The organism is uncultured Ilumatobacter sp. (assembly GCF_963980585.1).
In the GTDB taxonomy this organism is placed as follows: domain Bacteria; phylum Actinomycetota; class Acidimicrobiia; order Acidimicrobiales; family Ilumatobacteraceae; genus Ilumatobacter_A.
In genome coordinates, this window is record NZ_CAXCAM010000001.1 from 158,908 (window position 1) to 180,019 (window position 21,112).

General features: G+C 63.6%; 19 protein-coding genes. 11 read left to right on the plus strand and 8 right to left on the minus strand.

The window, feature by feature from the left end; all coding sequences use genetic code 11:
* Positions 1–53: 53 nt before the first annotated feature.
* Both ACH2DW_RS00795 and ACH2DW_RS00800 read right to left on the minus strand, forming a co-directional pair.
* Positions 54–1,418, minus strand: coding sequence for a TldD/PmbA family protein (locus tag ACH2DW_RS00795; RefSeq protein ID WP_394927800.1), 1,365 nt, complete (start codon positions 1,416–1,418; stop codon positions 54–56).
* On the minus strand, positions 1,415–2,806 hold the full coding sequence (locus tag ACH2DW_RS00800) for a TldD/PmbA family protein (RefSeq protein WP_394927801.1): 1,392 nt from the start codon (positions 2,804–2,806) through the stop codon (positions 1,415–1,417). The genes ACH2DW_RS00795 and ACH2DW_RS00800 overlap by 4 nt, the downstream gene beginning before the upstream one ends.
* A 124-nt stretch (positions 2,807–2,930) precedes the next feature.
* Between ACH2DW_RS00800 and ACH2DW_RS00805 the strand changes: the two genes are divergently transcribed.
* The 4 genes from ACH2DW_RS00805 (at position 2,931) to ACH2DW_RS00820 (ending at position 5,877) form a co-directional block, all read left to right on the plus strand.
* On the plus strand, positions 2,931–3,281 hold the full coding sequence (locus ACH2DW_RS00805) for a thioesterase family protein (protein WP_394927821.1): 351 nt from the start codon (positions 2,931–2,933) through the stop codon (positions 3,279–3,281).
* 86 nt (positions 3,282–3,367) lie between these two features.
* Positions 3,368–4,291, plus strand: coding sequence for a phosphatase PAP2 family protein (locus tag ACH2DW_RS00810; RefSeq protein ID WP_394927802.1), 924 nt, complete (start codon positions 3,368–3,370; stop codon positions 4,289–4,291).
* Positions 4,292–4,372: 81 nt separating this feature from the next.
* Positions 4,373–5,347, plus strand: coding sequence for a galactose-1-phosphate uridylyltransferase (gene galT / locus ACH2DW_RS00815; protein ID WP_394927803.1), 975 nt, complete (start codon positions 4,373–4,375; stop codon positions 5,345–5,347).
* A gap of 68 nt (positions 5,348–5,415) precedes the next feature.
* Positions 5,416–5,877, plus strand: a complete 462-nt coding sequence (locus tag ACH2DW_RS00820; protein ID WP_394927804.1) for an SRPBCC family protein — start codon at positions 5,416–5,418, stop codon at positions 5,875–5,877.
* 33 nt (positions 5,878–5,910) lie between these two features.
* Here ACH2DW_RS00820 and ACH2DW_RS00825 read toward each other — a convergent pair whose 3' ends face one another.
* Both ACH2DW_RS00825 and glgB read right to left on the minus strand, forming a co-directional pair.
* Positions 5,911–6,588, minus strand: a complete 678-nt coding sequence (locus ACH2DW_RS00825; protein ID WP_394927805.1) for a pyridoxamine 5'-phosphate oxidase family protein — start codon at positions 6,586–6,588, stop codon at positions 5,911–5,913.
* A gap of 46 nt (positions 6,589–6,634) precedes the next feature.
* Positions 6,635–8,617, minus strand: a complete 1,983-nt coding sequence (gene glgB / locus ACH2DW_RS00830; protein WP_394927806.1) for a 1,4-alpha-glucan branching protein GlgB — start codon at positions 8,615–8,617, stop codon at positions 6,635–6,637.
* A gap of 26 nt (positions 8,618–8,643) precedes the next feature.
* Between glgB and ACH2DW_RS00835 the strand changes: the two genes are divergently transcribed.
* Genes ACH2DW_RS00835 through ACH2DW_RS00855 form a run of 5 tightly spaced genes read left to right on the plus strand, consistent with a single transcriptional unit; the run spans position 8,644 to position 16,245 of the window.
* Positions 8,644–9,834, plus strand: coding sequence for a glycosyltransferase family 4 protein (locus tag ACH2DW_RS00835; RefSeq protein WP_394927807.1), 1,191 nt, complete (start codon positions 8,644–8,646; stop codon positions 9,832–9,834).
* Positions 9,835–9,870: 36 nt separating this feature from the next.
* Positions 9,871–12,357 (plus strand): alpha-glucan family phosphorylase, encoded by a 2,487-nt coding sequence (gene glgP / locus ACH2DW_RS00840; protein WP_394927808.1) that lies wholly within the window; start codon positions 9,871–9,873, stop codon positions 12,355–12,357.
* A gap of 58 nt (positions 12,358–12,415) precedes the next feature.
* Complete coding sequence (locus ACH2DW_RS00845) at positions 12,416–13,759, plus strand: DUF2252 domain-containing protein (RefSeq protein WP_394927809.1); 1,344 nt, start codon at positions 12,416–12,418, stop codon at positions 13,757–13,759.
* A gap of 5 nt (positions 13,760–13,764) precedes the next feature.
* The gene (locus ACH2DW_RS00850) at positions 13,765–14,973 is read left to right on the plus strand and encodes a cation:proton antiporter (protein ID WP_394927810.1); all 1,209 of its coding nucleotides are present in this window, start codon (positions 13,765–13,767) and stop codon (positions 14,971–14,973) included.
* Positions 14,974–15,021: 48 nt separating this feature from the next.
* Positions 15,022–16,245 carry an MFS transporter gene (locus tag ACH2DW_RS00855; RefSeq protein ID WP_394927811.1) on the plus strand — a complete coding sequence of 408 codons (1,224 nt, stop codon included), beginning with the start codon at positions 15,022–15,024 and terminating at the stop codon, positions 16,243–16,245.
* Positions 16,246–16,249: 4 nt separating this feature from the next.
* Here the strand turns inward: ACH2DW_RS00855 and ACH2DW_RS00860 are convergent, their stop codons facing one another.
* The 3 genes from ACH2DW_RS00860 to ACH2DW_RS00870 form a co-directional block, all read right to left on the minus strand.
* Positions 16,250–17,026, minus strand: coding sequence for an enoyl-CoA hydratase/isomerase family protein (locus ACH2DW_RS00860; RefSeq protein ID WP_394927812.1), 777 nt, complete (start codon positions 17,024–17,026; stop codon positions 16,250–16,252).
* A 129-nt stretch (positions 17,027–17,155) separates the two neighbouring features.
* Complete coding sequence (gene meaB, locus ACH2DW_RS00865; RefSeq protein WP_394927813.1) at positions 17,156–18,118, minus strand: methylmalonyl Co-A mutase-associated GTPase MeaB; 963 nt, start codon at positions 18,116–18,118, stop codon at positions 17,156–17,158.
* Positions 18,119–18,147: 29 nt separating this feature from the next.
* Entirely contained in the window at positions 18,148–18,390 is a 243-nt protein-coding gene (locus tag ACH2DW_RS00870) for a NifU family protein (RefSeq protein ID WP_394927814.1), read from the minus strand.
* A gap of 43 nt (positions 18,391–18,433) precedes the next feature.
* Between ACH2DW_RS00870 and ACH2DW_RS00875 the strand changes: the two genes are divergently transcribed.
* Positions 18,434–18,589: a hypothetical protein gene (locus ACH2DW_RS00875; RefSeq protein ID WP_394927815.1), complete on the plus strand. Its 156-nt coding sequence runs from the start codon at positions 18,434–18,436 to the stop codon at positions 18,587–18,589.
* 16 nt (positions 18,590–18,605) lie between these two features.
* Here ACH2DW_RS00875 and ACH2DW_RS00880 read toward each other — a convergent pair whose 3' ends face one another.
* The gene (locus ACH2DW_RS00880; RefSeq protein WP_394927816.1) at positions 18,606–19,844 is read right to left on the minus strand and encodes an acyl-CoA dehydrogenase family protein; all 1,239 of its coding nucleotides are present in this window, start codon (positions 19,842–19,844) and stop codon (positions 18,606–18,608) included.
* Between the two features lie 80 nt (positions 19,845–19,924).
* Here ACH2DW_RS00880 and ACH2DW_RS00885 point away from each other — a divergent pair, with 80 nt between their 5' ends.
* Positions 19,925–20,869 (plus strand): ornithine cyclodeaminase family protein, encoded by a 945-nt coding sequence (locus tag ACH2DW_RS00885; protein WP_394927817.1) that lies wholly within the window; start codon positions 19,925–19,927, stop codon positions 20,867–20,869.
* Positions 20,870–21,112 lie beyond the last annotated feature (243 nt).

Sequence of the window (21,112 nt, forward strand, 5' to 3'; positions counted from 1 at the left end):
TATCCGCGCCGCCCCCACTCCGGCAGCGACCCCGGCACGCAAGTGACGTTTGGTCAGGTGCCCGAGAGCGTGATGTCGCGGATTACGAGCGACATGCCGCTCGAGCGCATCGGGAGCCAGTCGAGGTCTCCACCGATCTCGACGATGTCCAGCAGCATGCGCTGCAGTGTCGACGCGATCGTGAACTCGCGGACCGGTGCACCCACCTCACCGTTGGCGATGAGCAGGCCCGCAGCTCCAGTCGAAAAGTCGCCGCTGATTGGATTGACACCCGAGTGCAGACCCTGCACAGACTGCACCAGCAGGCCGTCGTCAACGTCAGAAATCAACTCAGCCTGCGAGCGCGTGCCCGGCACCAGCGACATCGCAAGGCAGCCCACACCGGGTGTGCCGGCAAATCCCCCACGAGTTGCGTTGCCCGTCGAAACCGTTCCGGCGCGACGAGCGCTATATGAATTGTGCACGAACTGCTTGAGCACGCCATCTTGAATCAGCACGTTGCGGCGCGCGGCGAGACCCTCGCCGTCAACATCGGTCGCGCTGTATGCCTTGGGGTTGGTCGGGTCGTCGATAAACGTCACGAACGGCGCCGCCACTTCGTCGCCGAGGCGTTCGGCGAACAGCGATCGGCCTTTGACAACGGCTTCGCCATTCAATGTCGAGGAGATGACACCGAGAAACTGCGCCGTGACCATCGGGTCGAGCACGACCGTTGTGCGCTTGCTCGCCGGCTTCGTCGCACCGAGGAGACGGGTCGCCCGTTCGGACGCTTCACGGGCGGCCTTGTCGAGGTCGAACTCGTGCGGGCTCCGGCCGACGGAGAAGCCGAATCCGGTCTGTGTCTCGGCGTCATCACCCTCGCCGTCGTCAGCAAGTGTCGACACGGACACGTAGCACCCGTTCTCACGGCCCGACATGCGAATACCGGTCGTCGATGCAACCGCGGACTCCCCGTGTGCATCGGCGTAATTCGAGTCGTCGACGCGGACACGGGGGTCGCGTCCTGACGCCAGCTTCTCGAGCTGCTTGGCGAGATCGATCTTGTCGTCGGTTGGGTAGTCCGCGAGTTCGTCGTTCCACAACGACTGCTCGGTGATCGCAACTCCATCTGGCTCGGCCAGCGCGGCGTACTCGTCGGGTTCGCCGAACTGGACGTTGTCGCGAGCTTCGGCGAGCACCTCGGCGATCGCCGACTCGTCGAGCGTTCCGGCGTACGCGAAGCCGGTTCGGCCACCGGAGATCACTCGAATGCCAACGCCTTCACTCTGGGCGGACACGAAGTGCTCAACGGCGCCTTGATAGATCCGCACGTCGGTGTCGCCACCGCGCGTCACGAACGCTTCGACTTCCTCACCCGGCTGTGCCTGCGCAACGACCCGGTCAGCGACTACCTGCAGCTCAGATTCGAAGGCGCTCATGCTGCGGTGCCACCGATGGTGAGTTCTTTCACACGCAGGGTCGGCTGGCCGTCGCCGACCGGAACGCCCTGGCCGTCCTTGCCGCAGGTACCGGGGTTCCCCATGGCAAAGTCATTGGCGAGCATGTCGATGTCTTGCAGCACCTTGGGGCCGTTGCCGATGAGGTTGCCTTCACGCAGCGGCTCGGTGATCTTGCCGTCCTCGATGAGGTACGCCTCGGTCATGCCGAACACGAAATCACCCGTCGCGGTGTTGACGCTGCCGCCGCCGAGTTTGGCGACGTAGACCCCGTTTGGGGTGGACGCGATGATGTCATCGGGCGTATCGGGTCCGTCGAGCACGAACGTGTTGGTCATGCGCACCATCGGGAGGTGCTGATAGCTCTGACGACGCCCGTTCCCCGATCCGGCGCGACCCTCCTTGCGGGCCCGCAGGTAGTCCCACATGTAGTCGGTGAGAATCCCATCCTCGATCAGCGTGTTGCGTTGCGTGATATGGCCTTCATCGTCGTAGCCGAGCGTGCCCCACTCGCCCACCATGGTGCCGTCGTCAACGAGTGTGACGAGCGGGTTGGCAACAAGTTCGCCAACCTTGCCGGCATAGACGCTCGATTCCTTGGCGACGAGGTCAGCCTCGAGGCCATGCCCGCATGCTTCGTGGAAGAGCACCCCACCCGAGCCGTTCTTGATGACGACTGGCATTGCACCCGACGGCGCAGGCCGGGCCTGCAGCTTGGTAATCGCCTGGCGCGCCGCATCGCGGGCAAGTTCTTCGACGTCAACGGTGTCGAAGATTTCAAACCCAACAGTGTGTCCCATCGACTGATAGCCGGTCTGCATGCCGGTGTCACCGTCGGCAACCGCGCTGATGCGAAGCAGGGTGCGAACAATTTCATCGTCAGCGAGCACACCATCGGTGTTTGCAATCAATGTGCGCTTCGAACTGTCGCCGTAGCCGGCGGAAACCTGCACGATCTCCGGACCATAGGTTCGGGCGGCGTCGTTCATGCGCTGCAGAAGTTCGACCTTGCGCGCCTTCGCGATGCTGTCGGGCTGATGCACGATCGTGTTCGGCCGGTGGCTTGGCGACTGCGTGAGCGACACGGTGCGAATGCCACCTCCACCATGCGCTGCGGCCGCTGCAGCCGCAGCAGCAGCCGTTGCCAGCCCGGCCTCACTCAGATCCGACGTGTGGGCGAACCCTGTGGTGTCGCCGGCAATGACGCGGATACCCGCACCGCGATCGCGTCCACTGGTGACTTGTTCGATCCGGCCATCATCAAGACCTGCAGAGGTCGAAGATTTGTCTTCGGCATACACCTCCGCGAATTCGGCGCCAGTGCGTACCGCTCCGGCGAGGACTCGTTCGAGGACATCAGCGTCGATCACCCCGCCCAGGATACGACCCGTTCAGAAACATGACAGTTTTGTCAGATCGTGTCGCGGCGGCAGGTGCCGCGTTAGCGTTTCGTCCGTGGAATTCGAGACCGGCCTGCGCGGCGACGCCAAATTGATGGTCGCTGAGAGCGACACTGCGACGGCGCTCGGTTCAGGCACCGTCGATGTGCTCGGCTCACCCCGTCTCATCGCACTGTGCGAAGAGGCCTGCCAGAATGCAATGACCGGCCATCTTGAGCCTGGCACGACAACGGTCGGCATGCGTGTGCAGTTCGACCATCTCCAACCGACACCTGTTGGCGCCGAAGTGTCTGCCGAAGCGGTCTTGAAGAAGATCGACGGACGACGCCTTCGGTTCGAGGTCTCGGCCACCGACGCCGGCGGCCTCGTTGCTGCTGGCAAGTTCACCCGCGTCGTCGTCGGGATCGACGATTTCATGGGCAAATGCTGCTCGCCGAGCAGCTGAATCTCTCTGCCACAGGCAACCCTCCAGACCATTTCATCCGGTCGCCGAACGAATCACCTGTCACCAGAACGTAACGTTGCCCTACGATGAATTCGATGGATGGCGCCGAGCCAAACGTTGCGCCGGGTCAGGCGTCGCCAGCCGCTGAGCAGCCCGCGTGGACACCCGAGCGGCAACACCGCCTGCTCTGGTGGAAAGAAGCGCTCATCGTCGCTGCCTTCTACGCCGTCTACTCCTGGACTCGCAACCTCTTCGGATCGAACAAGATCGCCGCTGACGGCATCCCCGATCAGGCCTTCACAAACGCCGAACGAGTGATCCAGTTCGAGCGCTGGCTCGGATTATTCCACGAAGAGACAGTGCAGGACTGGTTCCTGCCGTACCGCACGTTCATCCAGTTCTGGAACATCTACTACGGGGTGCTGCACTTCGCCGTCACACTCGGGGTGTTCATCCTGCTCTACGTCAAACGCGCCGACGTGTTCCCACAATGGCGCAACACGCTCGCTGCGATGACCTCTCTGGCCATTGTCGGTTTCGCATGGTTTCCACTGATGCCACCGCGCTTGCTCGACAAACCCTGCCCTGCAGTCGACCCATCGCAGTACGGCGGCGCGTGCATTCCCAGTCGATTTCGGGGCACCGGTGGATTCGGTTTCGTCGACACGCTCGCTGAATACGGCGGGCCGTGGTCGTTCGACTCCGACGCGATGGCGTCAATCTCGAATCAGTACGCGGCGATGCCGAGCCTGCACATCGGGTGGTCAACATGGTGCGCCATTGCAGTCTGGCCGCTTCTGAGCCGGCGCCGGACCAAAGCGGTCCTGCTGCTCTACCCGGCGGCCACGTTGTTCTGCATTGTCGTCACCGCCAATCACTACTGGCTCGACGGGGTCGGCGGACTCTTGGCGTTTGGTATCGGCTCGTTGCTCGGGTGGGGTTTGCACCGCTGGAACCAAGGTCGGCTCGACCGCCAGTACGCCGAGGCCCTCACCTCAGCATCGGCCTGATTCGATCAGGTGACGACATCGCAACCGCAGTGTCACCTTCCACGCCGAAATCGGTCGTAGCATGGACCAACGATGAGCCAGATGCGTCTGAATCCTCTCAATGGGCGGTGGGTGACGATCGTCGCCGAGCGAGCCAAGCGACCGAGCGACTTCGCGCCACGCGATGACCTCGGCGATCCCGACGAAGGGCGCGCCTGCCCGTTCTGTCCGGGCAACGAGGAAGAGACGCCGCCGGCGCTCGAAACTGTCGAGGCCGACGGCAGTTGGTCGATGCGGGTGATCCCCAACAAGTACCCGGCGTTCGACGGCGACGAAGGTTTCGCGGTGCATAACCTCGGTCCCGTCTTCGTGCAAGCCGAGGCCAGCGGTATCCACGAGGTATTCGTGTACACGCCCGACCACGACAGTGGTCTGCACCAGCTGGACGACCAGCATGCAGCCGACATGATGTTCGCTCTGAAGCGCCGACTCAGCGAACACGCCGACGTCGACCAGGTCCGGTACACCCAGGCGATCGTCAACCACGGCCGCGAGGCCGGAGCTTCCATTGCTCACCCCCACGGACAGATTCTCGGTCTACCCTTCGTCCCCGGCGAAGTCCTCGACGAAGAGCGTGCGTTTGCTCGCTTTGCCGGCGGCTGCCTGCTGTGCACCACCGTCGAAGCCGAGATCGCTGCTGACGCTCGAATCGTCCTCGCCACCGACGAAGTTGTTGTGATCACCCCATTCTGGAGTGGCTCGCCGTATGAGCTGCTCATCGTCCCGCGCCGACACGAGGCGCACCTCCAAGATGCCGACGACGACAGCCTCGCAGCGGTCGGCGTCGCACTGCGCGACGCTCTCGGACAACTCAATGCCGTGCTCGGCGATGTGGCCTTCAACCTTGGCTTCCACACCGCTCCTCATCAGCACACGGGCCAGTACCACTGGCACGCACACGTGTGGCCGAATCTGATCACGCAGGCCGGCTTTGAGCGCGGCACCGGCGTCATGATCAACGTGCTGCCCCCAGAAGACGCGTGCGCCACCTTGAAGTCCGTCGCAGCGAACGCCTGACCAGCGCGGTCCCCAAAGTCACAGCGGCGGACTCGCCCATCGGCCAATTTTCACGACATGATCGTGAAATGAGCGATGTCACCGTTTCCATCGATCTCAATGCCACACCGGCGGAGGTCTGGGCAATCGTTGAACCAGTTGAACGCCATGTCGACTGGATGGCTGATGCGGTCGCCATCCGTTTCGAAACCGAGCAGACACGTGGCGTCGGCACCAGGTTTCTCTGCGACACCAAAGTGGGCCCGATCAAGCTGGTTGACCAGATGGAGATCACCGAGTGGGCGGCGGCCAGCGCCACCCAGGATGGCAAGATGGGCGTCAAGCACACCGGGATCGTCACCGGAAGCGGCGTTTTCACACTCGAGCCACTGGCAGGCGGTCAACGGACGAAGTTCACGTGGTCGGAGAACCTTGACTTTCCTTGGTACCTCGGCGGACGTCTCGGTGAGATCATCGGCGGCCGGTTCGTGCTCGGCTTCATCTGGATGCGGAACCTCAAGGCACTCGAGCAACTCGTCGACGCTCGCTGAGTCACGAAATTCGGGGCCTGACGCGGAGGGTGATCACGCGTGGGCGTCAAGACCGGCCAGGGCGGCGACTGCACTGGGGACCGGTGGAGCGCTGCGCAGGTCCGCGGCGTTTGTTGGCGTACCCCAGGTCGTTGTGAGCGGAACGACTCCGGCCCAGTGCGGCCCATCGAGATCGATGTCTTCGTCGACCGGGTCGCCAGATCGGACCTTCGCCGACGCTTCGGTGAGCGGAAGGGCCAAGACGAGGGTCCGGTTCAGGTCACTCTCGCTCGGTGGGCGCGCCGTGTCCCAGATCGGCGCGATGTGATCGTTGATGATCTGCAGCGCAGCGACCTTGTCGTCGGCGTCGGTGATCGCTGTTGCGGTGCCGCGTACGACAACTGACCGATAGTTCATTGAGTTGTGGAACGGTGTCCGCGCCACGACCAACCCGTCGACGATTGTCACGGTCACACACACATCAAGATCCCGGCCGGCGCGCAGCATCGCGTTCGCGACCGAACCGTGAATGAGCACCTCGTCGCCGGTCTCACTCGTGCTCACGCCGTATGCCATCGGCAGCACGATCGGGCCGTTGTCGGTTTCCACACCGACGTGCGCAATGTGGCCCGCCTCAAGAATCGCGTGAACCTCCGCCGGGTCGTAGACCGCGCGATCGGCACCGCGTTTCACGGAGACGCGTGAGGAAGCCGGCCGGTACTGATCAGTCATGGTCGTGAAGCTAGTCAGTGACGGCTGCTCCCGACCGCGACGTCACTCAGCCAGGGCTACGGGCGGCGAGCCAGAGGGTGGACAACGGTCCAACGTCGATGATCGCCGAGCTCGTCTGGCCTTGCCATGCCTCGTCGAGGCCCGCCACGATGTCGACGGGTTGCTCTCCGGCAGCAATCGAGTTGGTGTCGATGCCGCGATGACCGCTCCCCCACCACTGCGGTGAGTCTGTGTCGAGCACCACTTGCCAGTCGCCACCCCACGGCAGTCCAACTCGATAGCCGGGCCGTGGTACCGGGGTGAAGTTCGCGATGCACACCAACGCGGTCGCCCCGTCGAGGCCCCAGCGCGTGTACGCGTACATCGAATGATCGGCGTCGTTGGCGTCGAGCCATTGAAACCCGGCCGGTTCGGTGTCGCGTTCCCACAGCGCCGGCCAATCGTCGGCGATGCCGTTCATCGACTGAATGAGATCGTGGACACCACGGTGGGGTGGGTGGTCCGCGAGGTGCCACGGGAGTTCTGCTGCATCGTTCCACTCCTGCCACGGGGCCAACTCGGCACCCATGAACAGCAGCGGCACACCGGGCATCGACCATTGCCACGCCAGCAGGTTGCGCAGATCCGCGAATCGTTGCCAGTCGTCACCGCTCATCTTGCCAAGCAAGCTGCCCTTGCCGTGCACGACCTCGTCGTGACTGAGCGGCAGTACGAAGCGCTCGTTGTAGGCATACAGCTGCGAGAAGGTCATCTCGTTGTGATGGTGCTGCCGGTGGATTGGTTCGTGGGCGAGGTAACCGAGCGAGTCGTGCATCCAACCAAGATTCCACTTGTGGCTGAAGCCCAGGCCGCCTTGCTCAATCGGGTGGGTGACTCCAGGCCATGCCGTCGACTCCTCCGCAATCATCAGCACGTCGGGAAACTCTTCGGTGACGACACGGTTGGTCTCACGCAGGAAGTCGATCGCCTCGAGATGTTCATTGCCGCCGTGGATGTTCGGCGACCAGCCGCCGTCGCCACGCGAGTAATCGAGGTAGAGCATCGATGCAACGGCGTCGACTCGCAGCCCATCGATGTGGAATTCGTCGAACCAGTACAGGGCGTTGGCGACGAGGAAGTTACGCACTTCGTTGCGACCGAAGTCGAAGACGTAGGTCCCCCAGTCGGGGTGCTCGCCACGTTGTGGATCAGGGTGCTCGTAGAGCGCAGTCCCGTCGAAGCGACCGAGGCTCCACTCGTCCTTCGGAAAGTGTGCTGGCACCCAATCCACGATGACCCCGATATTTCGAGCGTGCAGCGTGTCGACGAATCGGCGGAGGCCGTCAGGATCACCGAACCGGGCGGTCGGGGCGAAGTAGCCCGACACCTGATAGCCCCAGGATCCACCGAACGGATGCTCTGCGATCGGCAGCAACTCGACGTGGGTGAAGCCGAGGGAGGCAACGTGGTCGACGACCTCAGTGGCCAGTTCATCCCATGTGTCGACGCCGCGACGCCAGGATGCGAGGTGCAGTTCGTAGATCCGCATCGGCGCGGTACCGGCGAGCACGTCGCTGCGGCGGGACATCCATGCATCGTCAGCCCATTCGTGTGTCTGCGGCATCGGAATCACGCTGGCATCACTGGGGGGCTCTTCGGTCTGGCGCGCCATCGGGTCTGCTTTGCGCAGCGTCTGCCCTGCAGCGGTGACAATTTCGAACTTGTAGCAGTGCCCGGCACGGGCCGCTGGACACACCGCCGACCAGATGCCCGTTGGACCGTCGGCGTCGATCATCGACAGGGGCTCGGGTTGCCAGTCGTTCCAATCGCCAACAACCGACACGTTGCTGGCATTGGGCGCCCAGAGCGCGAACTGCACCGCGCTGACACCGGCCGGCCCGGGCCCGACGACTTGCGGGCCGAGGACCTCCCAGAGCCGACGGTGATGCCCTTCGCCCAGCAGATGCAGGTCGAGTTCGCCAATGGGGCCGGACGGCGGCGCAGGCGAGGGTGCGCCAGGTTTGGGGGGAGGGACGTCGGACGATGACATTGTCCCTCAGAGTAGGGTGCGCGGCAGTGCGCGTGTTGATGTTGTCATGGGACTTTCCCCCGCGGGAGACCGGCGGAAGTGCGGCGCACGTCGCCGGACTCAGCCAAGCGCTGGCACTCGCCGGCCATGACGTCGTCGTCCTCACCACGGCTCACCCCCGCGCCGACCGCGAGGCAGAACGTGTCGGACCGGTTCGGGTCGTGCGCGGAGTGGTCGACCTCCCGTGGCTCCCGAAGACCGAGCCCGTGTCGAGAACGGCGTCAGCGAACCACGCGATGGTCAAACTGGGCGCCCACTTGCCCGACACGCTCGACGGTTGGCGACCCGATGTCGTGCACGGGCATGACTGGCGAATGGGCTGGGCTGCCGACACCCTGTCGTCAATCTTCAACGTGCCGTTCATCCTCACCATGCACGGCACCGAACGGGTCCGGCACGGGGGGCAGCTGCCGACGGGCACGCCATCAGATGTCAACTCCATCGAGTGGTGGCTTGCCTTCCAGGCGGACCGCTTGATCGCGCCGACCAAGTTCATGGTCGACCAATTGGTGACCGGTTTCGAGCTCCCGCCAGAACTCGTCGCACGGATTCCCAACGGCATCGACCCTGACCGGTGGAAGCCGAGCCCCGACGTGGTCGGGGCCGACACGCCCGTCAAGCGTGAACAACTCGTCCTCTCGTGGGGCCGCGTTCAGTTCGAGAAGGGTTTCCAAGTGCTCGCGCGCTCAATGGCCACGGTTCGGATGCGCGTGCCCGGGGTCGAGTGCACGATTGCGGGCCGCGGGAGCTACCAACCGGAACTCCAGGCGCAGATCGACGTCGAGGGCGTGAGCGACATCGTCCACATCGCCGGGTTCGTCAACGACAGCGAACTTCGACTGCTCACTCAGCGCGCTGGGTGCGTCGTCATCCCGTCGCTCTACGAGCCCTTCGGATTGGTCGCGTTGGAGGCGCTTGCTGCAGGGGCTCCACTCGTCGTTGCCAGGACAGGTGGGCTGGCCGAATTGATCGAGGGAACCGATGCAGGACTGACCTTCGAACCGGGTCGGCCAGACGACCTTGCCAACTGCATTGAGCGCGTCTTGACCGATCAGTTCCTCGCCGACGAGCTCACGCGGAACGCCCGCGATCTCATCGAGCGGAAGTACTCATGGAAAGCCATCGCCGGCGCCACTGCTCGCGTCTACGCCACCTCGATTGCGGCCCATCAGGGCTGACGCCGGTCTCTGGACGAGGTCTGTACGCTCCCGCGGGTGCGTCCGATCCACGAGTTCACCGTTGTCAGCCAGATTCCCGAATCGCTCACCGCGCTGTCGGACCTCGCCGCCAATCTGCACTGGGCATGGGATCGCCAGCTCGCGGCGGTGTTCGACCGGCTCGACGGTTCGCCCGGCGGACGTTCGTGGCGCACGACGGGACAGCACCCCGTGGACCTCGTCCGCCGAACGTCGCCAGGGTGTTGGGCCGAACTCGCAGCTGACGCCGACTTCGTGGCAGCCGTCGGGGCAGCGCAAGAACGTCTTGCTGCGGTTCTCGATGGTTCACCGTGGTTCGTGGAGCGTGCTGGGGAGTCGCCGTTGCAGTCGGTGGCCTACTTCTCCCCCGAGTTCGGGATCACCGAGGCGCTGCCGCAGTACTCAGGCGGCCTGGGCGTCCTCGCCGGCGATCATTTGAAGGCGTCGTCTGACCTGGGCGTTCCGCTGATCGGCGTTGGCTTGCTGTATGCCGAGGGATACTTCCATCAGCAACTCAACAGCGACGGCTGGCAAGAGGAGCGCAACGAGCGGATTGATCCAGCATCACTCGGGGTTCGTAACACCGGCGTACGAATCGAGGTCGACCTGGCGGGCGTCACTGCCCAGGTTGCGGTCTGGCGCGTCGATGTCGGACGCATTGCGCTGTACCTCCTCGACACCAACCTGCCGGAGAATCCTCCGGAGATCGTGGCAATCACCAACCGGCTGTACGGCGGCGACGAGCAACACCGCCTCCGCCAAGAGATCGTCCTCGGTATCGGCGGCGTCCGTGCGCTCAGAGCGCTCGGCCTTCACCCACAGGTGTTCCACACCAACGAAGGCCATGCCGGTTTTCTCGGCTTGGAACGAGTCCGCGAATGGATCGACCGTGGCCTGAGCTTCGACGAGGCCGTCGAAGCCGTGCGCGGTGGCGGCGTGTTCACCACGCACACACCCGTCCCTGCCGGTATCGACCGGTTTCCTCGCCAGCTGTTCGAGCCGTACTTCGCCGACTTCGCCACGGCATGCGGCGTCACATTCGATGAGCTGTTTGCGCTCGGGCGGCGAGCGGACGAGCTGGACGGCAAGTTCAACATGGCCGTGATGGGCCTTCGGCTTGCCGCTCGCGCCAACGGTGTCGCCAAGCTCCACGGCGAGGTGTCGCGGCAGATGTTCGGTGGAATGTGGCCCAGCCTCCCGAATAACGAGACGCCGATCGGTCACATCACCAATGGTGTCCACGCCCGAACATGGGTCAGTGACCGCACCGATCAACTGCTCACCGATGCGATCGGCGACAGCTGGCATATGGCGGGCGCCAATGACTGGGAACGAGTCCGCCAGATCGACCATGGCGACATCTGGAACACCAGGAACACCGGTCGCCAGGAGTTGGTCGACATGGTGCGCGACAAGCTCGGACATGACCTGCTCGACCCCAACGTGCTGACCATCGGCTTCGCCCGACGATTCGCCACCTACAAGCGGGCAAACCTGCTGCTCGGTCAGCTCGACCGGCTGCGCCGACTGCTCCTTGATGCAGACCGGCCCGTGCAGTTCGTGTTTGCGGGCAAGGCACACCCTGCCGACCATCCGGGCAAGGGCCTGATCCAACAGATTGCCAAGCTCGCCGCCGACGCCGACGTGCGCCACCGGTTCGTCTTCATCCCCGACTATGACATCGGTATCGCTCGCACGATGTATCACGGCTGCGACGTGTGGCTCAACACGCCGCGACGGCCGAACGAGGCGTGCGGCACGAGCGGCGAAAAGGCCGCACTGAACGGCGTGCTGAACTGCTCGATCCTCGACGGCTGGTGGGCTGAGATGTCCACGGGCGACAACGGCTTCGATATCCCCTCGTTTGACGACGACCACGACACCGCACGTCGCGACCATCGCGAGGCGTCCGCTACGTTCGACGTGATCGAAAACGAGATCGTCCCGCTGTTCTATGCCGCTGACGATGCTGGCGTGCCACACGGCTGGGTTGACCGGATCATCACGAACTGGGCGACGCTCGGTTGGAACGTCGTTGCTGCGCGGATGGTGCGCGACTACGTCACTGCGCTCTATGAGCCTGCGGCAATCACCTCTGACCTCGTGACCGAAAACGACGGCGCGGCAGCCCGCGAGGTGGCCGCGTGGAAGTCTGGTGTCACTTCGGTCTGGGATTCATTGTCAGTGGAGATCGTCGCTGATGGATCCGACATCGCCGATGGCGTCTCCGGAGCTGAGCGTCCGGTGCGCGTGCGCGTCCATCCCGGCAAGCTCCAGCTCGATGAACTCGTCGTGCAAGTCATGCACGGGCCACTCAGCCCAGACGGTTCATTCGACGAATCGCGCGCCGTCGCCGTTGACCTTGCAGCCACGTCTGAGGCCAGCGTCTTCGCCGGCACATTCCGACCTGGTGATGCCGGCCCGTGGGGCCTCTCCGCTCGCGCTTTCCCCACCCACCCGGCGCTGTCAAGCGTGTTTGACACTGGACTCGTTGCCTTCGGCTGACTCGCGGCGATCGGATACCTTGGGCCGTCAGGCAGCGGCGACAGAGGGCTCAAGCGACGTGACCGACCGAATCAACAAGCAGCGCCACAATTCCGTCGTGCCGTTGAAAGACCATGCCGACCTGGGCGACACCGATGATCGTCCCGATCCTGTCGCGATTCTGACGGACCAGAACGAGCACCGTGTCGCGGAGCTCGTCCCGATTCGTCACGGCCGCATGCGGGTCACGCCGTTCACGTTTTTCCGTGGTGCTGCAGCGATCATGGCTTCTGATCTGGCGCGAACACCATCAACCGATCTGCAGGTGCAGCTGTGTGGGGACGCCCACCTGTCGAACTTCGGGTTGTTCAACGGACCTGATCGCCGGCTGGTGTTCGACGTGAACGACTTCGATGAGACGACCCCTGGGCCATTCGAATGGGATCTCAAACGTTTGGCTGCCAGCGTCGTGATTGCAGCACGCAACAACGAATTGACGAACAAAGAAGCGCGAACGGCAACCCGCGCCTCGGTGCGCCGGTATCGAGAAACCATGGCCCGCGCGGCTGGGCTCAGCCCGCTCGAGTTGCACTACCTGCGCCTCGAAGTCGATGCACTCACCGCAACGATGAGCGAGAAGCGCCGCAAACGCTCTGCTGCAACGGCAGCGAAAGCCACCAGGAAGGACAGTCTCCGCGCGCTCGACAAGTTGACCGCCGTTGTCGATGGACAGCGAAGGATTGTGGAACGTCCGCCCCTGATCACCCGTCACGATGATGTCATTCGCAGCGAGCGCGAACAGCTGAAGGGATTCCTCGCCAGTTACCTGTCCACGCTCGAGCCACATCGCGCCGCAGTCCTGCGCCAGTATCGCTTTGTCGACATCGCGCACAAGGTTGTCGGCGTCGGCAGCGTCGGCACTCGTTGCCTGATCGTGCTGCTCGAATCGGAGCACGGCGCCCCGCTGTTCCTACAGTTCAAAGAGGCAACCCGCTCCGTGCTCGAGCCATACCTCGGCGACAGCGGTTTCGATCAGGCCGGCGAACGGGTCGTGCGCGGCCAACAGTTGATGCAGTCAGCTGGTGACATTCTGCTCGGCTGGTCTCGCTACCAGCGTGACGATGGCAGCGAGGCCGATTTCTACTTTCGCCAACTCTGGGATGGCAAAGGCTCCGCGGAAGTCGATCAGATGGGTCCCAAGCGCCTCAAGGCGTACGCAGGCGCGTGCGGTTCTGCCCTCGCCCTCGCTCATGCACGGACCGGCGATGCCGGCGCGATCTCGACATACCTCGGCGACGACGACACTGCCGACCGTGTCTTCACACAATTCGCCGAGCGATCTGCGGATCTGAACGAATCTGACTATGCGGCTCACGAAGCTGCAATCGAGTCGGGCCGGGTCATCTCCGTCGAAGGGCTCTGATCGAAATGACTCTTTCCGTGCTCGCGCTCGGCGCGCCCCCGCTCGTCGCTGACTTCGCGATCCTCACCATCAGTGCCGCGATTCTCGGTTACCTCTGCCATCGGGTCCATCTGGAATCAGTTGTCGGGTTCTTGCTCGCTGGGGCCATCATCGGCCCCAACGCGCTCTCGCTGATCGCAGACCAGGAAGTGGTCGACGGGATGGCTGAGATCGGCGTCATTTTCTTGATGTTCGCCATTGGTCTCGAGTTGAGCGGCGAGCGCCTCCGCAAGATGGGTGCATTGATGCTCGGTGGCGGCGCCATCCAGGTGGGGCTGACGATTGCGATCGTCACGGGACTCTGCTCACTGTGGAACGTCGACATCAAGACCGGCATCTACACCGGGTGCCTGGTGGCCTTGAGTTCGACTGCGGTCGTCCTCAAGCTGCTGTCGTCACGCGGGGCGACTGAGACCCAGACCGGTCAGATCGCTGTGGCCTTTTTGATCTTCCAGGACATTGCAGTGGTCGTGATGGTGCTGCTCGTGCCGATCCTCGGTGGCGAGGGCGGCGGTCTGGGCGACATCGCCGGCGCCCTCGGCAAGGCGGCCGTCGTCATCGCTGCGCTCCTGTTCGGCAGCAAGTTCGTCGTTCCCCCGTTCCTCGACGCCGTGAAGAAATATGCAGACGAGGAGGCGTTCCTGTTCGGCGTGCTTGCAATCGCTGCGGGCTTCGCATGGCTCGTCACCTTCTTCGGGATCTCCGCGTCACTCGGTGCCTTCATCGGCGGACTCGTCGTCAGCTCTGGCAAGCACCGCCACCAGGCCCAGCGCTATGTCGCGCCATTTCAGATGGTGTTCGCCGCCATCTTCTTCGCATCGATCGGCATGCTGCTCGACTTGGGGTTCGTGTTCGACAACCTGGTGCTGGTCGGCTTGCTTGCCGGGTTCAGCTTGCTCGTCAAGTTCTTTCCCATCGCGATCGGTGCCCGAGCGCTCGGACAGCCACCAGCGGAAGCAATCGCTGCCGCATGTCTGCTCTCCCAGATCGGCGAGTTCTCATTCGTCCTCCAGAAAGTGGGCGTTGACGCAGGGCTCAGCGTGGCTGGTCAAGGCGCCGCCGGTGACCAAGCATTCATTGCAACCACGGTCGTCCTCATTGCCGTGACACCAGCGCTTTACAAGCTGGCAATCGTTGCTGGCACGCGAGTTCTGGCCCGTCACCCAATGGCCTGAGGCACAATCGACCGCGCTGCGTCGATGACATCTCGTTAGCCTCAGGGCATGCTGCCGGACACGTCAGATGGCGTCTCCGAACACGATCGGCAGGACGCTCCCAAGCCACCGTCGCCGATGATGTTGCTCGTCGCATTCGGTGGGCTCAGTGCTGCACTCGCTGCCGGGTACGGCGTCCTCTTCACCATTGCCGCCGACTACCGCGACGAATACGGCATCTCGGAGAACTGGATCGGGATCATCATCGGAATCGGCTTCATCGCCGGCTTCTTATCGCAGATCACCATTGCCCCGTTTGCTGATCGCGGCCATGCCAAAAAGCTGGTGCTGGGAGGGGTGTTCGTTAATGTCCTCGGCCTCGTCTTGATGGCGTTCGGCACCTCGCTCGTGCCCATTCTGGTCGGCCGCTTCATCTCCGGGATTGGCATCGGCGCTGCGGCTCCTGCGATCAAGCGCATCGTGGTCTTGGCCGACCCGGCGAACCTCGGGCAGAACATGGGACGATTGCTCGCCGCCGACGTGTTCGGCTTCGCGATGGGGCCGGCAATCTCCGCTGTCCTGGTTGGCCCGTTCGGTATTCCGTCGCCATTTCTCGTCGTCGCTGCGGCCACTCTCATCTTGCTCCCAATGGTCGCTCGCGTCGACGTTGTTGAGGCCACCGAGCCACCCGCTCGACGATTCGCGATCGACTTGCTTGCGAGCCGCCCCTTCGCCGGGGCGGTGACGTTGGGTGCAGTGACGTTCATCATGATCGGATCGTTTGATGCGCTCTGGGATGTGGTCCACAAGGATCTCGGCACCACTGATTGGATCGCCAATCTCGGCATCACCCTGTTCGGTTTGCCGCTCATTTTTCTCGGCCCGATCGGCGGGCGACTCGCACAGACCTGGGGGCCGTTCAAACTCGGATCGATCGGCCTCTTCTTTGCTGCCGGGCTGATGATCATCTACGGGTTTCTGCCCGCTGGCGGCCTCATTTTCGCGGTGGCCATGGTCCACGCGGTTTCGGACGGACTGACAATCTCGAGCGCGGGAGTGGCGGTCAGCATGGTCGTTCCGGCCGACCGTCAGGCCGGCGCCCACGGTGTCATCGGTGCTGCGCAAGCAATCTCGGCAGGTGTGATGGCGTCGGTGACCGGCGCGATCTACGGCAGTTTTGGACAGGCCGCGGCCTATACCGTGGCCGGCGTCGTGATGATTGCGCTGACCACCGTCGGCGTCTGGCTTGCCCGCTCTGCCTGGAACCTCAACGACGCAAGCAACCGGGCCTGACGGTTCAGCGTCCGACGAACTCGGCTTTGCCTGGACCGTTCTCAAGAAAGCTCTTCACGCCGATCTGGCTGTCCTCGGTGCCAAATACCTCGACGAAAGCATCGAGTTCGATTTGGAGTCCTGCCGCCAGTGACGTCGACAGGCCCTCGTCGATCGCGCGCTTGCAGATGCCCTGGCCGACGGTCGCGCCCTTGGCGAGGGTCGCACCAAGTTCAAGCGCGCGGTCCATCAGAGATTCAGGCGAAACCACTTCGTCGGCGAGGCCAATCCGGAGGGCTTCTTCGGCCTTGACCTGTCGGCCTGTGAGGCACATCTCTTTCGCCTTGCTCGGACCGACGACGCGGGCGAGACGCTGCGTTCCACCACCACCGGGAATGATGCCGAGCAGAATTTCGGGCTGACCGAAGACCGCCCGCTCGGATGCGATGCGGTAGTCGCAGGCCAACGAGAGCTCGCAGCCGCCGCCGAGCGCATACCCGCTGACCGCGGCAATGACGAGGCATGGCAGGGCGGCGAGTCGATCGAATGCGGCGTGGATTTCGGGGCCGATGACCTTGGCTTCGTCGGGGCCACCGAACTCAGAGATCTCGGCGCCAGCGGCGAAGATCCGGTCGCCGCCGCTGACGATGACCGCTGATGGCGGCGAGTCAGTGAGGTCCTGGGCCGCGGCGCCAATCTCAGCGACCAGCGCGCCGGAGAGTGCATTGACCTTGCCGTTGGCGAGGGTGAGGACGGCAACACCGTTGTCGTGACGTTCGAGGGTCAGTAGTTCGTAGGCCATGTCGGCCAAGCTAGAAGATCAGCGGCCTGCGGACAGCAGTCGGCTCGCGAGAGCATTCGAGCTCGACGACCGCGACGGCAACTGCGGGGTTCACGGGCGCAGTGGTGTTCGCGTGGCCGGAGCCGCTGGTCAGGCGTCGACCGCGGCGAGCATTTCGTCGGCAGCGGTCCACGGGTCGGTTGCGCGAGCGACGACCTCATCGGTGAGCTCGTCCCAGCGATCACCCGTGCAAATCTCGCGGGCACGACGACCGAGCCGCTGGGCGATGATCTCACGTAATTCCTCGCGCAGGCGGAACGTCCGTCGGCGATCAAGCTCGCCGGACGCCTCGGACGCAGCGCGGTGTTCGAGGACAGCATCCCAGATCTCTGGAACCCCTTGCCCCGTGGTGCCGATCGCGGGAATGATCGGCGGACGCCACGCCTCATGTGGCATGTCGCTGAGGTCGAGCATCTGCATCAGGTCACGAGAAGTCTCGTCAACACCCTTGCGATCAGCCTTGTTGATCACGAAGATGTCGGCAATCTCCATCAAGCCGGCCTTGTTGGCCTGCACGCTGTCGCCCCACCCGGGGTTGACAACCACAACGGTCGTGTCAGCTTTGCCCGCGACTTCGACTTCAACCTGACCGACACCAACCGTCTCAACGACAATCCAGTGCCGCCCGATCGCGTCGAGCAGACGAACAGCTTCTGGTGTGGCAAGCGAGAGTCCACCCAGGTGCCCACGTGTTGCCATCGACCGGATAAACACACCCGGGTCGGTCGCATGATCCTGCATTCGCACACGATCACCAAGGATGGCCCCGCCCGTGAATGGCGACGACGGATCGATGGCAAGCACGGCGACCTCAAGTTCGAGACTCCGCAGATGCCCAATGATGGCGCTCGTCAGCGTGCTCTTGCCCGCGCCGGGCGCTCCGGTGAGACCGACGGTGTATCCGTCACCGCTGCGGGAGTAGGCGAGTCGACCAACCTCACGCGCTTCGTCGTCGCCACGTTCGATCAGCGAGAGAAGTCGGGCGAGTGCGCCGCGATCGCCTTCGAGCGCGTCGACAAAGAGTTCGGAAGCAGGTTTGCGTTGACGAGCCATGGGATCGAAACGTGGTCGAGCCAGCGGGCTCAGGCCAGGACTTTCTCAGCGATGTTGACCACTTCGGTGACGCCATCAACGCGGTCGCGCATGATGCGTTCGACGCCGGCTTTGAGTGTCTGAGTCGACGATGGGCAGCCAACGCATGCACCGGTGAGTTCGACTTCGACGAGACCTGTGTCTTCATGCACCTTGTGCAGGACAATGTCGCCACCGTCGGCTTGCAGCGCGGGGCGAATCATTTCGATCGTTGCTTCGACTTTGTCACGCATCTGAACCACCATTCAATCAAGCCTGGGCGTACGATCCCCAGCTGTGGGGACTCTTGCAATTCTGGCGCACCAGGGCGGATGGGACGAGGTCCTGCTCGTCGGCGGGCCGATGTTTGTGATCGCCGGCCTCTTGGTGCTCGCGAAGCGCCGTGTCGACGCAAAGGTCGAGAATCCATCGAAGAGCGACGCAGATCACTGACCGGAAGGCCGACGTCTCAGCGACGCAACAGGTCCTTGGCGATGTGCGTGATCTGGAGTTCGTCGGTGCCTGCGTAAATCTGAAGGACCTTGGCGTCGCGAGCAATCTGTTCGACCTGAAACTCGCTCATGTAGCCGTTGCCCCCGAAGATCTGGACTGCTTCGAGCGCCACTTCCATTGCGGAGCGAGCCGAGTAGAGCTTCATCGCAGACGCTTCGGCGAGGGTGAGCGCAACACCATCGCGGCTGGTTTCGATGTACCGGAAGACCATGTTCTCGACGTTCAGCCGAGCGACCTCCATCCGGGCCAGCTTGTCTTGAATCAACTGGAAGTCGCCGATTGGTTGACCGAACTGCACTCGCTCCTTGGCGTACGCCACGCTGAGTTCGAGCGCCTTCTCAATCATGCCAAGCGCCATCGCCGCGACACCAGACCGCTCCATGGAGAACGTCGCCTTCGCCCCGTCGCGACCGCCAGATGGTGAGTCTTCAGTCTCCCCAATCAGCCGATCCAGACCGACGCGTACGTCGTCGAGGAACAGTTCACCGGTCGGCGACGAGTGCATGCCCATCTTGCGCAGCGGCTTGGACTGAACGAGGCCGGGCATCCCCGTGTCGAGAACGAACGACAACACCTTGCGGTCCTCCGGCAGGTTGCCCTCGTCGAGTTTGCAGATGAAGACGATCGTCTCGGCGTACGGGCCGTTGGTGATAAAGGTCTTTGAGCCGTTGAGCACGTACTCGTTGCCGTCGCGCCGTGCGGTTGCCTTCATCGAGCCGAATGCGTCAGACCCTGAATTTGGTTCGGTGATCGCCCATGCTCCGATCTTGTCGAGCGTGAGTAGGTCGAGCGCCCAGCGCTCTTTCTGGGCAATCGTGCCCTTGCTCATGATGGCCGCTGAGGTCAGCCCCATGGACACGCCCATTGCTGTGACCATGCCCGGTGAGTAGCGGCACAGCTCGATAATCGGAATCATCGAGAGCGATGGATCGTGGCCCTCGCCCTTGGATTCCCGCTCGGGCGGGGTCTCTCCCGCTGCTGCGGCGGCCTCGGCCGATCTCTCAAACGCAATGGTCTTGGTGAATCGATCCTTGGCCATCTGGTCCATGCCAAACGTGGCGAACAATTTGCGCAGCAGGTCGTAGGGCGGTGTGTCGCCGAACTCAAGCTCTTCGCGCTTCGGTGCAATTTCTGCCTCAACGAACTCGCGGACCGCATCGCGGATCATCAGCTGCTCTTCGTTCCATGCGTACATGTCTGGAAACGTAGCCAGCTTGAGCTCTCCTCGTTCTGCGCCTGGCCGAATCTCAGAGCCCATCGACCAAACTGAGCGACATGGCCAACATGATCACTGACGAACAGGTGCGCTCTGCTCTGCCCTGGCGCACCGCGGTCGAATCACTCCGAGCAGGATTTGCGGGGGGATCGACGACGACCGTGCCGCAACGACATCACCACGCGATGAGCGACGCCGAGGATTCGCCGACACTGCTGCTCATGCCTGCGTGGAGCCGCAGCTACGTCGGAATCAAGATCGTCGCAGTGTTCCCCACCAATCGCGGCACTGATGTGCCGACGATCAATGGCAACTATCTGCTGATGGACGGAGCCACCGGCGTGCCGCTCGCCGTGCTCGATGGCGGCGAGCTCACCGCGCGACGTACTGCCGCCGCGTCAGTGCTTGCTGCCACCCTGCTTGCCCGACCGGAATCGCCCCGGCTTGTCGTCGTCGGCGCCGGACGCCTTGCCGGCAACCTTGCACGCGCCTATGCCGAGCACTTCGCGCTCACCGACATCGCTGTGTGGAACCACCGCCCCGCTGGCGCCGAACGATTGGCGGCTGAACTCGCCGGAGACGGCCTGCCTGCGTCGGCGACGACGGAGCTCCCATCAGCGGTGGCCGCCGCTGACATTGTCACCGTCGCGACACTCTCGTCTGAGCCAGTGGTGCGGGGTGCTTGGCTGGCACCCGGAACTCATCTGGATCTCGTCGGAGGTTTCACGCCCACCATGCGCGAGGCCGATGACGACGCAATTCGCAGGGCGGAGGTCTTTGTCGACACGATGACCGGAGCGCTCAAAGAAGCCGGCGACATCGTGCAGCCCCTGCAGAGCGGGGTGCTGAGCGTCGACGACATCCGCGGCGACCTCTTCGCCCTCTGCGCCGCTCCGTCCTCACCGACGCGGGGCCCCGGAGCAATCACCTTGTTCAAGTCGGTCGGGCATGCCCTCGAAGACCTCGTCGCCGCAGCGACGGTGTACGAGGCGGTTCGCCGATGAATGCACCAACCAGCACAGCTTCGCGGCTCAACGATCGGTTGCTGATCCAGGTGGGATCGCGTGAGTGCTCCCTCAATGAAAGCCGACCGGATTCGGCCGACCAGCCGCCGCCGTGATGACCGGGCGCTGCACTTGGGCCGATATCGAGCGGTTGCTCCGTGCAGGGTCTCGATCGGCGGCAGACCTATGGAGCGCGCGTTGTGTGCTCATTGCTGCAGAGAACGTGCCGGTTGTGCGCGGCTT

Excerpts from the sequence above, each read along its gene's own strand:
- ACH2DW_RS00795 (WP_394927800.1), bottom strand. The coding sequence starts at position 1,418 with ATGAGCGCCTTCGAATCTGAGCTGCAGGTAGTCGCTGACCGGGTCGTT.
- ACH2DW_RS00805 (WP_394927821.1), top strand. The coding sequence starts at position 2,931 with ATGGTCGCTGAGAGCGACACTGCGACGGCGCTCGGTTCAGGCACCGTC.
- ACH2DW_RS00810 (WP_394927802.1), top strand. The coding sequence starts at position 3,368 with ATGAATTCGATGGATGGCGCCGAGCCAAACGTTGCGCCGGGTCAGGCG.
- galT (WP_394927803.1), top strand. The coding sequence starts at position 4,373 with ATGCGTCTGAATCCTCTCAATGGGCGGTGGGTGACGATCGTCGCCGAG.
- ACH2DW_RS00820 (WP_394927804.1), top strand. The coding sequence starts at position 5,416 with ATGAGCGATGTCACCGTTTCCATCGATCTCAATGCCACACCGGCGGAG.
- ACH2DW_RS00825 (WP_394927805.1), bottom strand. The coding sequence starts at position 6,588 with ATGACTGATCAGTACCGGCCGGCTTCCTCACGCGTCTCCGTGAAACGC.
- glgB (WP_394927806.1), bottom strand. The coding sequence starts at position 8,617 with ATGTCATCGTCCGACGTCCCTCCCCCCAAACCTGGCGCACCCTCGCCT.
- ACH2DW_RS00850 (WP_394927810.1), top strand. The coding sequence starts at position 13,765 with ATGACTCTTTCCGTGCTCGCGCTCGGCGCGCCCCCGCTCGTCGCTGAC.
- ACH2DW_RS00855 (WP_394927811.1), top strand. The coding sequence starts at position 15,022 with ATGCTGCCGGACACGTCAGATGGCGTCTCCGAACACGATCGGCAGGAC.
- ACH2DW_RS00860 (WP_394927812.1), bottom strand. The coding sequence starts at position 17,026 with ATGGCCTACGAACTACTGACCCTCGAACGTCACGACAACGGTGTTGCC.
- meaB (WP_394927813.1), bottom strand. The coding sequence starts at position 18,118 with ATGGCTCGTCAACGCAAACCTGCTTCCGAACTCTTTGTCGACGCGCTC.
- ACH2DW_RS00870 (WP_394927814.1), bottom strand. The coding sequence starts at position 18,390 with ATGCGTGACAAAGTCGAAGCAACGATCGAAATGATTCGCCCCGCGCTG.
- ACH2DW_RS00880 (WP_394927816.1), bottom strand. The coding sequence starts at position 19,844 with ATGTACGCATGGAACGAAGAGCAGCTGATGATCCGCGATGCGGTCCGC.
- ACH2DW_RS00885 (WP_394927817.1), top strand. The coding sequence starts at position 19,925 with ATGGCCAACATGATCACTGACGAACAGGTGCGCTCTGCTCTGCCCTGG.